We start from the raw sequence: 12965 nt of genomic DNA on the forward strand, positions 1-12965 counted from the left end.
CCGCGATGGAAGGCAACAACCCGGAAATCGGCGAAGAGAAGATCAAGGAACTGATGGCGGCTGTTGATGACTACATCGACACGCCTGAGCGCGCTGTTGACCAGCCGTTCCTGATGCCGATCGAAGACGTGTTCTCGATCTCGGGCCGTGGTACCGTTGTGACCGGCCGTGTCGAGCGTGGCGTGATCAACGTCGGCGACGAGATCGAAATCGTCGGCATCCGCGACACCAGCAAAACCACCTGCACCGGCGTTGAAATGTTCCGCAAGCTGCTGGACCGCGGTGAAGCAGGCGACAATATCGGCGCCCTGCTGCGTGGTGTTGACCGTGACGGCGTTGAGCGTGGCCAGGTTCTGTGTAAGCCGGGTTCGGTTACTCCGCACACCAAGTTCGAAGCCGAAGCCTACATCCTGACCAAGGAAGAAGGCGGTCGTCACACTCCGTTCTTCGCGAACTACCGTCCTCAGTTCTACTTCCGTACAACTGACGTGACCGGCACCGTGACCCTGGCGGAAGGCACCGAGATGGTCATGCCCGGCGACAACGTGTCGTTCGGCGTTGAGCTGATCGCACCGATCGCGATGGAAAACGGTCTGCGCTTCGCCATCCGCGAAGGTGGCCGCACCGTTGGTGCGGGTGTTGTTTCCAAAATTATTGAATAATTCGCACCTGCGAATGATCAAACGGAAAGGGCGTCCCTCGGGACGCCTTTTTTGTTTGAACTCAATGATCCCGAGATACACCAAATGTAGTGTGTCGCAGATCATCGAGTAATCGGTAGGCCGGGCTTCAGCACGGCTCGTCGTTGAGACTAAGAAGGCCGCTCCCTAAGGGGCGCCCTTTTTTGTGGCGAGCCCTTCGCTGCGAAAGTCATCGCCGAACATTTGGCGTTAGCGCACAGTACTCAATAATACGACCGGGTTCCGCAATTCCGAAGAAAGACTGAACAGTTGATTTCGTCTAACAAAATAGATGTAATTTCATAATCTATTACTTTTCACGATTTTTGTGGGGGATTTCCCATGCCATTGTCAAAAAATGAAATGCAGGAACTGAGACATCCTACTGAGACTCCACGCTTTTACATAACCTTGTTTGTTTTGATTCCGTTTGGTTTCGTAACGGCGCTGCTAACAGTCGCAACTTTTGGAACCATTCTTTTGCTGGTTCCGATCATCCTTTTCTCGCTGTGGTTCAGCCTTAGGTTGGCTGTCGCGCATTGGATGAACAATTTTGTCCAGGTTTCAGCGGCGTCTTTCACTGAAGCCAACGATGCGATCAAAGAAGCGAAGGAGCTTTTTGGTTACAACCGAACGGTCGAGGCATATGTTCATGAGGATGGATCTTACAACGCATCAATCCTGTCGCTTCTCAACACCAAGATATTGCTTCTGAATTCCGAGCTTTTGAAGAACGAAAACACGAAGGACGAACTGCGATTCATTGTCGGGCGATTTGTGGGCGCATTGGCAGCTAAACACTTCCGGTTTGGCTGGCTGCAGTTCTTCATTAACAGTGTGGAGAAGCTATTGATCTTCAATATTTTGCTTTTCCCCTACGAACGCGCAACCAAACTATCAGGCGACAGAATGGGATTGCGCATGATTGATGGCAACACTCGGGTTGCTGCGAGGTCCATGATGAAAATGGCTGTAGGCTCCGAGATTGCCGACCGTGTCAACATTCGCGCGTATGTCGCACAGGGAAGAAAATACAATGGGAGTTTCTTTGGCTGGTTGGCCCGTGCTTTTTCGTCTTTCCCACACCACTGCACACGTGTGTCAGAGCTTATCGTCTTCGCGAAACAAAAATACCCAAGAAGCGTTTCCGCTTCCCGTGGCCGGGCCCGAAAACGCCGTGTCAGCGGCGCACGAATGGCTACATAGCGACTGACTTTGTGACCCGGGATCCATTCGGCACAGACCCAGTCAGCCGCCGCCATAAGCTGCTGAATTAGGACAACCCACCCTCAGCCGCCGCGCGAACGGCCCGGATGTTCTCACCATAAACCTCAGGCTGATCCACTGATCCACCCTTGAACACAGCCGACCCGGCCACCAGCACATCCGCGCCAGCCGCCGCAACCAGTGGTGCGGTCTTGGGATCAACGCCACCGTCAATCTCGATATGCACAGGGCGGTCGCCGATCATCTGGCGCAGTTTGCGGACCTTGGCGGTCATGTCGATGAACTTCTGGCCACCGAAACCGGGGTTCACGGTCATGACGCAGACCAGATCGGTCAGGTCCAGAAGATGCTCGACCGCCTCGGCCGGGGTGCCGGGGTTCAGGGCGACGCCAGCCTTCATACCTGCGGCGCGGATGGCCTGCAGGGTGCGGTGGGTGTGCGGGCCGGCCTCGACATGGGCGGTCAGGATGTCGGCGCCCGCATCTGCGTAGGCTTGAATGTAGGGGTCAACCGGCGTGATCATCAGATGCACGTCCATCACGGTTTTCACATGTGGGCGGAACGCCTTCACCGCCGGGGGGCCGAAGGTGAGGTTCGGCACGAAATGGCCGTCCATCACGTCGACATGTACCCAGTCTGCGCCTTGGGCTTCGATGGCCTGAATCTCGGCCCCGAAATTGGCGAAGTCGGCGGACAGGATCGACGGGGCGATCTTGATGGTGCGGTCAAAGCTCATGGCGGCCTCGTGTCAGCAAAAGAGTCGCGGTCGCGTATACCCGCGCCTTGCCCCGATGGGTAGCCCTAGTGGGACGTGCGGCGTTACAAAACTTTCACCGCAGTGACACATATCCGTTTACTGGCATCTGTAGCAGACCGCCAACACGAATTGGGGGTGGCACGTGCTGCGGATCGAGAAACTGACCAAGCGCTTTGGCGAGAATACAGCCGTGGACGCGGCAACGCTGGATGTGGACAAGCCGTGCATGATTGGCATCATCGGGCGTTCGGGTGCGGGCAAGTCGACCCTGTTGCGAATGATCAACCGCCTGACGGATTCGACTGAGGGTCAGATTCTGTTCAAAGGCCGCGATGTAACGCAGCTGAAAGGTCGTGAGAAACGCGCCTGGCAGGCGGACTGCGCGATGATCTTTCAGCAGTTCAACCTGGTGCCGCGCATGGATGTGGTCTCTAACGTTCTGCACGGCACTCTGAACCGCCATTCCACGCTGGCGACCATGTTCAACCTGTATCCAATGGCCGAAATTCACCGCGCCATCGATATTCTGGACCGTCTGGGCATCGCCGAACATGCGCCCAAACGGGCCGAGGCGCTCTCGGGTGGACAACAGCAGCGTGTGGCCATTGCCCGCGCTCTGATGCAGGACCCCAAGATCATTCTGGCGGATGAGCCCATCGCCTCGCTCGACCCGATGAACGCGCAGGTGGTGATGCAGGCGCTGCGTCGTATCCACGAGGAAGATGGCCGCACCGTCATCGCCAATCTGCACACGCTGGACACGGCGCGCCGCTATTGCGACCGCGTCGTCGGAATGCGTGACGGTCGCATTGTCTTCGACGGCCTGCCCGAGCAACTGACAACCGGCGTCGCCCGCGAAATCTATGGCGCTGATGCCAGCTTCTCGGAAGAGGCGACCTCGACCGAGATCGACACTCTGGACGCCACCCAGAAGGCCCTGATGGAAGCAGAAGCCACCATCTAAGCCACCCGACCCCTTTCATCGACCGGCCGATGAAAGGCCGGCACAAAAACCTGGAGAGAGACAGATGAAAAAACTGATTGCTGCCCTTGCTGCAACCACCGCCTTGGCCGCGCCGGTCCTGGCTGACGACATCAGCGAGTTCCGCATTGGTATTCTGGGCGGTGAGAACGCTCAGGACCGCTTGAACAACAACGAATGCCTGCGTGAATACACCGAAGAAACACTGGGCGTTGAAACCAAGCTGTTCGCGCCTGCCGACTATGATGGCGTGATTCAGGGCCTGCTGGGCGGCACCATCGACATGGCGTGGCTGGGCGCATCGGGTTACGCAAAAACCTATCTGAGCGACCCCGAAGCGGTCGAGCCGGTTCTGGTCAAGGTCAACACCGATGGCGGATACGGCTACTACTCGATCGGGTTTGCCCGCAAGGACAGCGGCATCACCTCGCTGGAAGACATGAAGGACAAGACCTTTGGCTTCGGCGATCCGAACTCGACCTCGGGTTACCTGATCCCGTCCATCGAAATCCCTCAGGCCACTGGTTCGACCATGGAATCGGGCGACTACTTTGGTGAAGTGAAGTTTACCGGCGGTCATGAGCAGACCATCGTGGCGGTGAACAATGGTGACGTGGACGGCGGTGTGACCTGGGCCGACGGTCTGGGGGACTGGGAAGACGGTTTCAACTCGGGTGCGCTGCGCCGCGCGGTTGATGCGGGTCTGATCGACATGAACGACATGGTCATGATCTGGCAGTCCAAGCCGATACCGGAAGGCCCGGTTGTTCTGCGTACCGCTCTGCCTGCGGATGTGAAGGAAAAGATGACTGCGCTGATGGCGGGTCTGGCCGAAAAGGACCGTGAATGCTTCTACGGCGTTGCCGCTGGTGAGGCCAAAGCGTTCGAACCGATCACCCATGACGCTTACGAAATCATCATCGAAGCACGCAAGCTGAAGTCGAACTAAGCGTGCCTCCAAGATCGGGGTCCGGTACCTGCCGGGCCCCGTTTTTCCACTCAGGAGCATTCCATGACAGACCTGTCCGCAGGCCCCCCCAGCGTCGCCCAAATCCGGGCCGACTATTCCGAGATGACACGGCGCAAGCGGGTCTATGGTGGTATCCTTCTGATCCTGTTTGTGGCGCTGATGGTCGCCGGCTTTCGCACCGCGGACAGCCGCAATGCGGGCAGCTTTATCGACGGCTGGCACCGCATCTTCGATTACCCGTCCGAGGTTCTGGCCGAGGCGTGGGAGAAGATCGGGGCGATGCCCGAGAATCTGGTCACGTTCTTCCCGGCCCTGATCGAGACCATCAATATCGCCGCAGCATCGACCCTGATCGGGACCATCGCAGGAACGTTTCTGGCCCTGATGTCGACGCGGGGCATGGCGCTTTGGCCTTCGCTGATCCCGCTGTTCCGCCGCATTGCCGACATTTGTCGGGCGATACCGGAGATCGTGATCGCACTGGTCCTGATCTTTGTTCTGGGCGGTGGTCCGGTTCCGGCGATGATCGCGATTGCCATTCATACGGCTGGGGCCTTGGGCAAGCTGTTCTCGGAAGTGAATGAAAACGCCTCGCTGAAACCGGTCGAGGGGCTGCATTCGGTCGGTGCGAACTGGTCACAGCGGATGTATCTGGGTGTGATCCCGCAGGTCGGGCCGAACTATGTCAGCTATGCCCTGCTGCGGTTCGAGATCAACATCCGCGCCTCGGCCATCCTCGGCTTCGTCGGGGCCGGTGGTCTGGGCTATGAGCTGCGCAACTCGATGTCCTGGGGGCAGGGGCGCTATGACGAGGCCGCCGCCATCTTCCTTCTTCTCTTTGTCACTATTGTCGTCGTGGACCAGATCTCGGGTGTGCTGCGCGACCGCTTGACCCACGGGTCGGAAAAAGGAGCTTCGGTATGAGCACCTTCGCAACCGATCTGACCGTTGTTGAACTGAAGGCCGAAGCGGACCGTCTGTTCAGCCGAAAACGTCTGGTGAATTTCGGCTTTCCGGCTTTGGTGCTGGTCTATCTTGTCTATGTGTTCTTCGCCTTCGACGTGCCGGGTTTGGCAGGGCGGGCGAACCTGGAAAACGGCAGAACTCTGGTCGCCGACAGTTATAGTTACAAAACCCATATCGAGCGGGACAATCGCACAGGTGAGGTCTCAGCCGCCATCGAAGGAGAACGCAAGGGCGCCTACCCTGATGGCGACGCGCCGGAGTGGGTGACACTGGGCGAAACGACGGTGATCGATCTGGAAGACGGTCATGTCGTGCGTTTTGGTTCGGAGACCATCGAATATGACATTCCCGGCTACGGCACCGTGCGCGCCACGCCGACCCGATCCGCCGGGGTGCAGGCCGAACTGCCGCCGGGTGATGTGCCCGACTGGATCAATGTTTCAAAGAACCGGATGGCGATCACCACGGATGCCGGTCGCCTGACCGTGACCCGGAACCGGGCCGAGGTGTTTCGGTATTTCACCGGGTGGGAGCTGTTTTGGTTCACTTTGGACAGTCCCTATTATGGCCAGTCATTCTCCGATCTCGCCGGGCGCGCTGCATCCGGCGAAGCCGGGGCGATCTTCAACGATTTCTGGACCAACAAGATGTGGCGGCACCAGGACGTGGCCTGGGCCATATTCGAAACGATCCTGATGGCGTTTCTGGGCACGTTCGGCGCGGCCATCGTGGCCCTGCCACTGGCGTTTCTGGCCACGCGCAACTTCAACCCGCTGAAATCCGTTCGGTTCGCCACACGACGTATCTTTGACTTTGTGCGCGGCGTGGACGCCTTGATCTGGACGGTTGTTCTGGCCCGCGCCTTTGGGCCCGGCCCGTTGACCGGCGCTTTGGCCATGCTGGTGACGGATACCGGCACCTTCGGCAAGATATTCTCGGAAGCGCTGGAGAATGTGGACCAGAAACAGATTGAGGGCGTGCAATCAACCGGTGCAAACGCGCCGCAGCGCTATCGCTTTGGGGTTATCCCGCAGATCACCCCTGTTTTGTTGAGCCAGCTTCTCTATTTCCTCGAATCCAACACCCGCAGCGCCACCGTGATCGGTGCGATCACGGGCGGCGGTATCGGCCTGTTGCTGACCCAAGCGATCATCACGCAGAAAGACTGGGAAGAGGTCGCCTATTACATCGTCCTGATCATCCTGATGGTGATGCTGATGGATTGGTTCTCGGGCTGGCTGCGGCGTCGACTGATCCAAGGAGAAACAGGGAAGATGCGCAAACCGCGCGATCCCAAGCGCAAAGCCTTCCTGTTGCCCTAATCAGAGAGTTGGAAGAAACGATGCCACGATTGCGCGCGGATCAGCCGTTCATTCATCCTGATTGTCAGATCAGCAACAGCCAGTTTGGTGAGTATGTCGAGATCGGCGCAGGCAGTCGTGTCGCAAACTCGGTCTGGGGCGATTACTCCTATTGCGACCGCACCTGTGACATTGCCAATGCCGAGATTGGCAAATTCGCCAATATCGCCAGCTTCACTCGGATCGGCGCGACGGATCACCCGATGGAGAAAGCCTCGCTGCATCATTTCCTCTATCGGTCCGCGGACTATTGGGACGGCGAGGAGGACGACGCAGAGTGGTTTGCTCATCGCGCCAGTCGCACGGCACGGATCGGCCATGATACATGGATCGGCCATGCTGCGATCATCAAGCCCGAGGTGACTATTGGGCACGGAGCTGTTGTCGCGTCCGGTGCAGTCGTGACCAAGGATGTCGCGCCTTACACCATTGTTGGGGGTGTCACGGCCACAGAGATACGCCCGCGATTTTCAGAAGCAATCGCTGACCGAATGCTTGCCCTGGCGTGGTGGGACTGGGACAATCCGCGGTTGCGAGCAGCCTTGCCGGATTTTCGCGCCTTGGGTGCCGAGGCTTTCCTGGAAAAATACGAATAGCCCCATTGCATCAGCAAACGCTCCCGCGCCCGCAGGTGCATCGGCTTCGCCGATCCCCCTTAGAGGCCTTGGGCCCGGCGCCGCGCTTTGCTCGGCGCTACGCCCAACGGGATGAGACCTCCGCAAGGAGGTCGAAGACGGGCGGGAGCCCCGTTGGCTCACTCCTCATTTAGAGTCAGTGTGACCCGCTCCCCTGCAAATACGGTTTTCCCATATTCTACCGGATTGCCGTCTGGATCGGCATTGATGCCAATCGAGAATAAAACCGGCGCGCCTTCGCTCAGGCGTAAGTGCAGGGCTTGTGTCGCAGTCGCGGCGCGGGCCGTCAGACGGGTCGAGATGCGTGTGTAGTCACCCACGCCGCAGCTTTGCAGCGCTTTGGTCACTGATTGCGTGTCGGTCAGGGCGTCCAGAAGATCCGGGAATCGATCCGCAGGAAAGACACTCTGGAACAGTCCGATGGGTTGCCCGTCTGCAAGGGATAGGCCGTCATAGACATGCACCGAAGCACCCCGGGCCAAGTCAAGCGCCTCGGCCTCAGCCTCATCGGCTGCACGGGTCGTCAGGGCGAGGATCTGTTTGCCGGGCATCTTGCCGCTGGCCGAAATGTTCTTGTGATACCGGACCCGCTTGCCGATGGGGTAGTCGGTGGGCCGGGCCGCCACAAAGACACCTGCGCCGCGTCGCGCATGGACCAGGCCTTGATCGGCCATATCCGACAAGGCCCGCCGCACCGTGTGCCGGTTAACTCCATGGGTCGCCGCCAATTGCGCTTCGGTCGGCAGCCTATCGCCCGTTTGGTAACGTCCTTCGGCAATGTCCGAAGTCAAACTGAGGGCGATGCTTTTCCAGATCGGTGTTTTGCTCATGTCATCAAATATTCACAGAGTTCCGATTGCACGGCGGGCGCGCGCACGCTAATATTTGTCTAGTTGTATAGTATAGATAGACAACCCAGCCAAGAGGCTTTGATGACACATCAAACAGAAATCGCGACGGCTGCCCGGCAAGAGTGGATGGGCCTTTTGGCGCGCGCTCCGGAAGATGCGATGTTGACGCTTTGGAAGGATCTTGCGGACCGTCCCAGCTTTGAGTGGCTGCGTCGGCCCGAAACCGGCGGCGTGATGGTGCGCGGACGCGCGGGCGGAACCGGTGCGCCGTTCAACCTGGGTGAAATGACGGTGACACGCTGTTCGGTCGTTCTGAAGGACGGCACGGTTGGGCATGGCTACGTTCAGGGACGCTCGAAACCCAAGGCCGGGGCGGCGGCGGTGATCGATGCGATGATGCAGACGACGGCGGCGTCAACCCTGCGGTCCGAACTCCTTGATCCGCTGAAACAGCAGATGCAGACGGCCAAGGCCACGCGCGCGGCCAAAGCAGCCGCAACCAAGGTCGAGTTTTTCACGATGGTCCGGGGGGAAGATTGATGTCGGCGCAAACGCAATTCTCGGGTGGCTTCGACAACGCACCGATCCAGGCCGCCCATGCCTTTCGCGCTGCCATGACGGTGATGGCGCGCCCCGGCGAAATCCGCCCGCTGACCGGTGTTGTGCCGCCCGACCCGCTGTCCGTGGCCGCCGGAACCTTGCTTCTGACGCTGTGTGACCCGGAAACCAAGCTGCATCTGGCTGGGGCTGTTGACACCGACGCTGTCCGCAAGTGGCTGACCTTTCACACCGGCGCTCCGCTGGTACCCGCGCCCGAGGCCGACTTTGCGGTTGGAACCTGGGATGCGTTGGCCCCGCTTGACGTCTATCGCATCGGAACGCCGGAATACCCGGATCGCTCGGCCACTCTGATTGTCGAATGCGAGGCTCTGGAACAGGCAGGCGCCACCTTGTCCGGTCCCGGCATCAAGGATGTGGCGCATCTGTCTGTGCCCGACATCGCTGCGTTTCAGGCGAATTCGAAACTCTACCCGTTGGGGTGCGATTTCTTTCTGACCTGCGGCGAACAGGTCGCTGCCGTGCCCCGCAGCACGCAGATCAGGGCGGAGGGCTAAGTAATGTATGTCGCTGTCAAAGGGGGCGAAAAAGCCATTGAGAACGCCCATAGCTGGCTTGCCGAGGAACGGCGCGGCGCGACAGATGTGGCGGAACTCAGCCTCGACCAAATCCGGGAACAGCTGAGCCTTGCGGTCAACCGGGTCATGGCCGAAGGGTCCCTGTACGATCCTGATCTCGCCGCCTTGGCGATCAAACAGGCGCGCGGGGACCTGATCGAGGCTATCTTTCTGATCCGCGCCTATCGCACCACCCTGCCACGCTTTGGCTACTCGAACCCTGTCGAGACAGGGCAGATGGCTTGCGACCGTCGCATCTCGGCCACCTTCAAGGACGCACCGGGCGGGCAAGTTCTGGGCCCGACTTTTGATTACACCCACCGGTTGCTGGATTTCAAACTGGCCGCAGATGGCGAGGTGCCTGCCACCCCTGAAGGATCAGCGCGTACCGAACCAACGCCGCATATCACCGAATTCCTCAAAGGCGAGGATATCATCCAAGACGAACCCCTTAGCGATGAAACCCCGGGCGATCTGACACGTGAACCGATGGAGTTTCCCTCGAACCGCCCGCTGCGCCTGCAATCTCTGACGCGCGGGGATGAAGGGTTTGTGCTGGGCATGGCCTACTCGACCCAGCGCGGCTATGCCCGCAACCACGCCTTTGTCGGCGAGTTGCGGTTCGGCAAGGTCACGGTTGAGATGGACATCCCGGAACTGGGTTTTGCCATCGACATTGGCGAGGTCGAACTGACCGAATGCGAGACGGTAAACCAGTTCAAAGGCTCAAAAACCGAACTGCCGCAATTCACGCGCGGTTATGGGCTGGTCTTTGGTCAATCCGAACGCAAATCGATCTCGATGGCTCTGGTCGACCGGGCGCTGCGGTGGGAGGAGTTGGGAGAGGAAAATCTGGGTGCCCCCGCGCAGGATGAAGAATTTGTTCTGAGCCATGCGGATAACATTCAGGCCACAGGGTTCCTCGAACACATCAAGTTGCCGCATTACGTGGATTTTCAGTCCGAACTGGAACTGGTGCGCAAACTGCGCCGCGAGGCGGAAGAACGGATCACGCCCAGGGAGGCTGCGGAATGAGTTTATTCATCAAGATCGCAACCCCAATCCCGGTCGTTAAACCTGTTGCGTTCCTTCCACCATGCGCCACCGTGTTTGTCAGGGTGGATGGGGGAACGCCCCATACTGCCATCGAACTCTTCCCAAACCCAATAGCCGAACCTGTCTTGCCTGAGCGATCTTCTCCGGCGTCGTTGGCGGGCGCCGAGATGAAGGGTGAATACCAGCAGAGCGACCAAAGCCAGAACTATGGTGATTTCCAAGAATTGCTCCAACTGCCGGAAGTACGAAATTATGTCTGAGTACAACTTTGCATATCTGGACGAGCAAACCAAGCGGATGATCCGTCGCGCTGTTCTCAAAGGGCTGGCCGTTCCGGGCTATCAGGTGCCCTTTGCCAGCCGCGAGATGCCGATGCCCTATGGCTGGGGTACGGGCGGGGTGCAGGTCTCGGCTGCAACCCTGACGCCCGACGATACGTTCAAAGTGATTGATCAGGGGGCGGATGACACCACCAATGCCGTTTCGATCCGCAAGTTCTTTGAAAACACGGCAGGCGTCGCAACCACCGAACAGACCGAGAAGGCGACCGTCATCCAGACCCGCCACCGCATCCCCGAGGCTAGGCTGACCGAGGATCAGATCCTGGTGTATCAGGTGCCGATCCCGGAACCCTTGCGCTTTCTGGAGCCGCGAGAGACCGAAACGCGGAAGATGCACAGCCTTGAAGAATACGGGCTGATGCATGTGAAACTGTATGAAGACATCAGCCAGCACGGGGCGATTTCGACCTCATACGCTTACCCGGTGAAAGTGTCCGACCGCTATGTGATGGACCCATCGCCGATTCCGAAATTCGACAACCCCAAGCTGGAAATGGACGCGATCCAACTGTTTGGTGCCGGGCGTGAGCAGCGGATTTACGCGGTGCCGCCGCATACCAAGGTCGTCAGCCTCGATTTCGAGGATTATCCGTTTGAGGCCACCAAGGCCGATCACGCCTGCGATTTGTGCGGGGCCGAAGACAGCTATCTGGATGAGGTCATCATGGATGATGCGGGAAACCGGATGTTTGTTTGCTCGGATACCGATTACTGCCGCTCGCGCCGCGCGGCGGGCCATTTGGGGCGATTGGGCGAAACACAGCCAGAATTGCAAGGAGAGATGAGATGACAGGAAGGCCTTCGATTGTTCCCTATTTCAGCTATGTCGATGCAAAGGCTGCGGTTGAGTTTTTGCAGCGTGCGTTTGGGTTGGAGGTTGTTCAGGCCTTTGATGGCGAGGACGGTCGGCTGATGCATGGCGAGATGCGATATGGAAACGGCGTCATCATGATGGGCACGGTCGACGATGCCGTGCAGGTGCAGAGCCCCGGTGTTTATCTGGTCGTCGAGGATGTGGACGCCCATTTCGAAACCGCAAAGGCGGCTGGCGCCGAAATTGTTTACCCGCCCGAGGATACTGAATTCGGAACGCGCCGTTATCGGGCGCGCGATCCAGAAGGGCATGAGTGGTCGTTTGGCAGCTATCAGCCTCAGACGGTTGCTCCGGATTGGGGCGCGGAATGATGGGGCAAAACGTGCCATTGTTGAGCGTCAAGGGCATCGAGAAACGCTATGGCGCACGGATCGGCTGTGCGGATGTCAGCTTCGATCTCTACCCCGGCGAGGTGATGGGGATTGTTGGCGAAAGCGGGTCGGGGAAATCCACGCTGCTGAACTGTCTGGCCGGGCATTTGGTGCCGGATACGGGGCAGGTGATCTTTGACACCCGTGCAGATGGACCGGTGGATACAGTCACCATGTCTGAGCCCGAACGTCGGATGCTGGGCCGAACCGATTGGGCCTTTGTGCACCAGCACGCGCGCGACGGGTTGCGCATGTCGGTCAGTGCCGGGGGCAACATTGGTGAACGGCTGATGGCCGTAGGCGACCGGCATTTTGGCGATATCCGGGACAAGGCGATTGACTGGCTGGGCAGGGTCGAAATCGCAGCATCCCGGGTCGACGACCGCCCGACCGCGTTTTCCGGCGGGATGCAGCAGCGGTTGCAGATTGCGCGCAATCTGGTCACGGGCCCTCGACTGGTGTTCATGGATGAGCCGACCGGGGGGCTGGACGTCTCGGTTCAGGCGCGTCTGCTGGACCTGTTGCGCGGGTTGGTCCGCGAAATGGGCCTGAGCGCGATCATTGTGACCCATGATCTGGCCGTGGTGCGCCTGCTGGCGGATCGATTGATGGTGATGAAGGACGGGCACGTGGTCGAGGCCGGGTTGACCGATCAGGTGCTGGACGATCCGCAACATGCCTATACGCAGTTGCTTGTGTCCAGCGTCCTGCAGGTTTGA

The 12965-nt window shown here is 59.1% G+C and carries 16 protein-coding genes; 14 read left to right on the top strand and 2 right to left on the bottom strand.

The genetic code is table 11. The annotated features are described in order from the left end of the window. Both ACR0LW_RS09400 and ACR0LW_RS09405 read left to right on the top strand, forming a co-directional pair. Positions 1 to 662: EF-Tu C-terminal domain-related protein (locus ACR0LW_RS09400; RefSeq protein WP_480882422.1), on the top strand; the 662-nt coding region annotated here is incomplete at its 5' end. A 360-nt stretch (positions 663 to 1022) separates the two neighbouring features. Then, a complete protein-coding gene (locus tag ACR0LW_RS09405; RefSeq protein WP_480882424.1) occupies positions 1023 to 1886 on the top strand; it encodes a M48 family metallopeptidase in 864 nt (287 codons plus the stop codon). Positions 1887 to 1953: 67 nt separating this feature from the next. Here ACR0LW_RS09405 and rpe read toward each other — a convergent pair whose 3' ends face one another. Next, positions 1954 to 2643, bottom strand: coding sequence for a ribulose-phosphate 3-epimerase (gene rpe, locus ACR0LW_RS09410; protein WP_480781425.1), 690 nt, complete (start codon positions 2641 to 2643; stop codon positions 1954 to 1956). 163 nt (positions 2644 to 2806) lie between these two features. Between rpe and phnC the strand changes: the two genes are divergently transcribed. From phnC to ACR0LW_RS09435, 5 genes are all read left to right on the top strand, one after another. Continuing rightward, positions 2807 to 3628 carry a phosphonate ABC transporter ATP-binding protein gene (gene phnC, locus ACR0LW_RS09415; RefSeq protein ID WP_170520349.1) on the top strand — a complete coding sequence of 274 codons (822 nt, stop codon included), beginning with the start codon at positions 2807 to 2809 and terminating at the stop codon, positions 3626 to 3628. A gap of 64 nt (positions 3629 to 3692) precedes the next feature. Next, positions 3693 to 4595 carry a phosphonate ABC transporter substrate-binding protein gene (phnD, locus tag ACR0LW_RS09420; RefSeq protein WP_170454555.1) on the top strand — a complete coding sequence of 301 codons (903 nt, stop codon included), beginning with the start codon at positions 3693 to 3695 and terminating at the stop codon, positions 4593 to 4595. Positions 4596 to 4658: 63 nt separating this feature from the next. Then, positions 4659 to 5540, top strand: coding sequence for a phosphonate ABC transporter, permease protein PhnE (gene phnE, locus ACR0LW_RS09425; protein ID WP_480882426.1), 882 nt, complete (start codon positions 4659 to 4661; stop codon positions 5538 to 5540). Beyond that, positions 5537 to 6904: a phosphonate ABC transporter, permease protein PhnE gene (phnE, locus tag ACR0LW_RS09430; protein ID WP_480882427.1), complete on the top strand. Its 1368-nt coding sequence runs from the start codon at positions 5537 to 5539 to the stop codon at positions 6902 to 6904. The genes phnE (ACR0LW_RS09425) and phnE (ACR0LW_RS09430) overlap by 4 nt, the downstream gene beginning before the upstream one ends. 20 nt (positions 6905 to 6924) lie before the next feature. Next, positions 6925 to 7539, top strand: coding sequence for an LbetaH domain-containing protein (locus ACR0LW_RS09435; RefSeq protein ID WP_480882429.1), 615 nt, complete (start codon positions 6925 to 6927; stop codon positions 7537 to 7539). A 158-nt stretch (positions 7540 to 7697) separates the two neighbouring features. Here ACR0LW_RS09435 and phnF read toward each other — a convergent pair whose 3' ends face one another. Continuing rightward, positions 7698 to 8408 carry a phosphonate metabolism transcriptional regulator PhnF gene (gene phnF, locus ACR0LW_RS09440; protein ID WP_480882431.1) on the bottom strand — a complete coding sequence of 237 codons (711 nt, stop codon included), beginning with the start codon at positions 8406 to 8408 and terminating at the stop codon, positions 7698 to 7700. Positions 8409 to 8510: 102 nt separating this feature from the next. Here phnF and phnG point away from each other — a divergent pair, with 102 nt between their 5' ends. The 7 genes from phnG to phnK are packed head-to-tail and all read left to right on the top strand — an operon-like array spanning position 8511 to position 12965. Beyond that, positions 8511 to 8969: a phosphonate C-P lyase system protein PhnG gene (phnG, locus tag ACR0LW_RS09445; protein ID WP_480882432.1), complete on the top strand. Its 459-nt coding sequence runs from the start codon at positions 8511 to 8513 to the stop codon at positions 8967 to 8969. Beyond that, positions 8969 to 9544, top strand: coding sequence for a phosphonate C-P lyase system protein PhnH (gene phnH, locus ACR0LW_RS09450; protein WP_480882434.1), 576 nt, complete (start codon positions 8969 to 8971; stop codon positions 9542 to 9544). Before phnG ends, phnH begins: the two co-directional genes overlap by 1 nt. Before the next feature lie 3 nt (positions 9545 to 9547). Beyond that, positions 9548 to 10639, top strand: a complete 1092-nt coding sequence (locus ACR0LW_RS09455) for a carbon-phosphorus lyase complex subunit (RefSeq protein ID WP_480882436.1) — start codon at positions 9548 to 9550, stop codon at positions 10637 to 10639. Next, positions 10636 to 10920 carry a hypothetical protein gene (locus ACR0LW_RS09460; RefSeq protein WP_480882437.1) on the top strand — a complete coding sequence of 95 codons (285 nt, stop codon included), beginning with the start codon at positions 10636 to 10638 and terminating at the stop codon, positions 10918 to 10920. Before ACR0LW_RS09455 ends, ACR0LW_RS09460 begins: the two co-directional genes overlap by 4 nt. Further along, a complete protein-coding gene (locus ACR0LW_RS09465; RefSeq protein ID WP_480882438.1) occupies positions 10913 to 11791 on the top strand; it encodes an alpha-D-ribose 1-methylphosphonate 5-phosphate C-P-lyase PhnJ in 879 nt (292 codons plus the stop codon). The genes ACR0LW_RS09460 and ACR0LW_RS09465 overlap by 8 nt, the downstream gene beginning before the upstream one ends. Further along, the gene (locus ACR0LW_RS09470; protein ID WP_480882440.1) at positions 11788 to 12186 is read left to right on the top strand and encodes a VOC family protein; all 399 of its coding nucleotides are present in this window, start codon (positions 11788 to 11790) and stop codon (positions 12184 to 12186) included. The genes ACR0LW_RS09465 and ACR0LW_RS09470 overlap by 4 nt, the downstream gene beginning before the upstream one ends. Continuing rightward, positions 12186 to 12965: a phosphonate C-P lyase system protein PhnK gene (phnK, locus tag ACR0LW_RS09475; protein WP_480882632.1), complete on the top strand. Its 780-nt coding sequence runs from the start codon at positions 12186 to 12188 to the stop codon at positions 12963 to 12965. Before ACR0LW_RS09470 ends, phnK begins: the two co-directional genes overlap by 1 nt.

The sequence above is a fragment of the Ruegeria sp. N4 genome, from assembly GCF_056531425.1.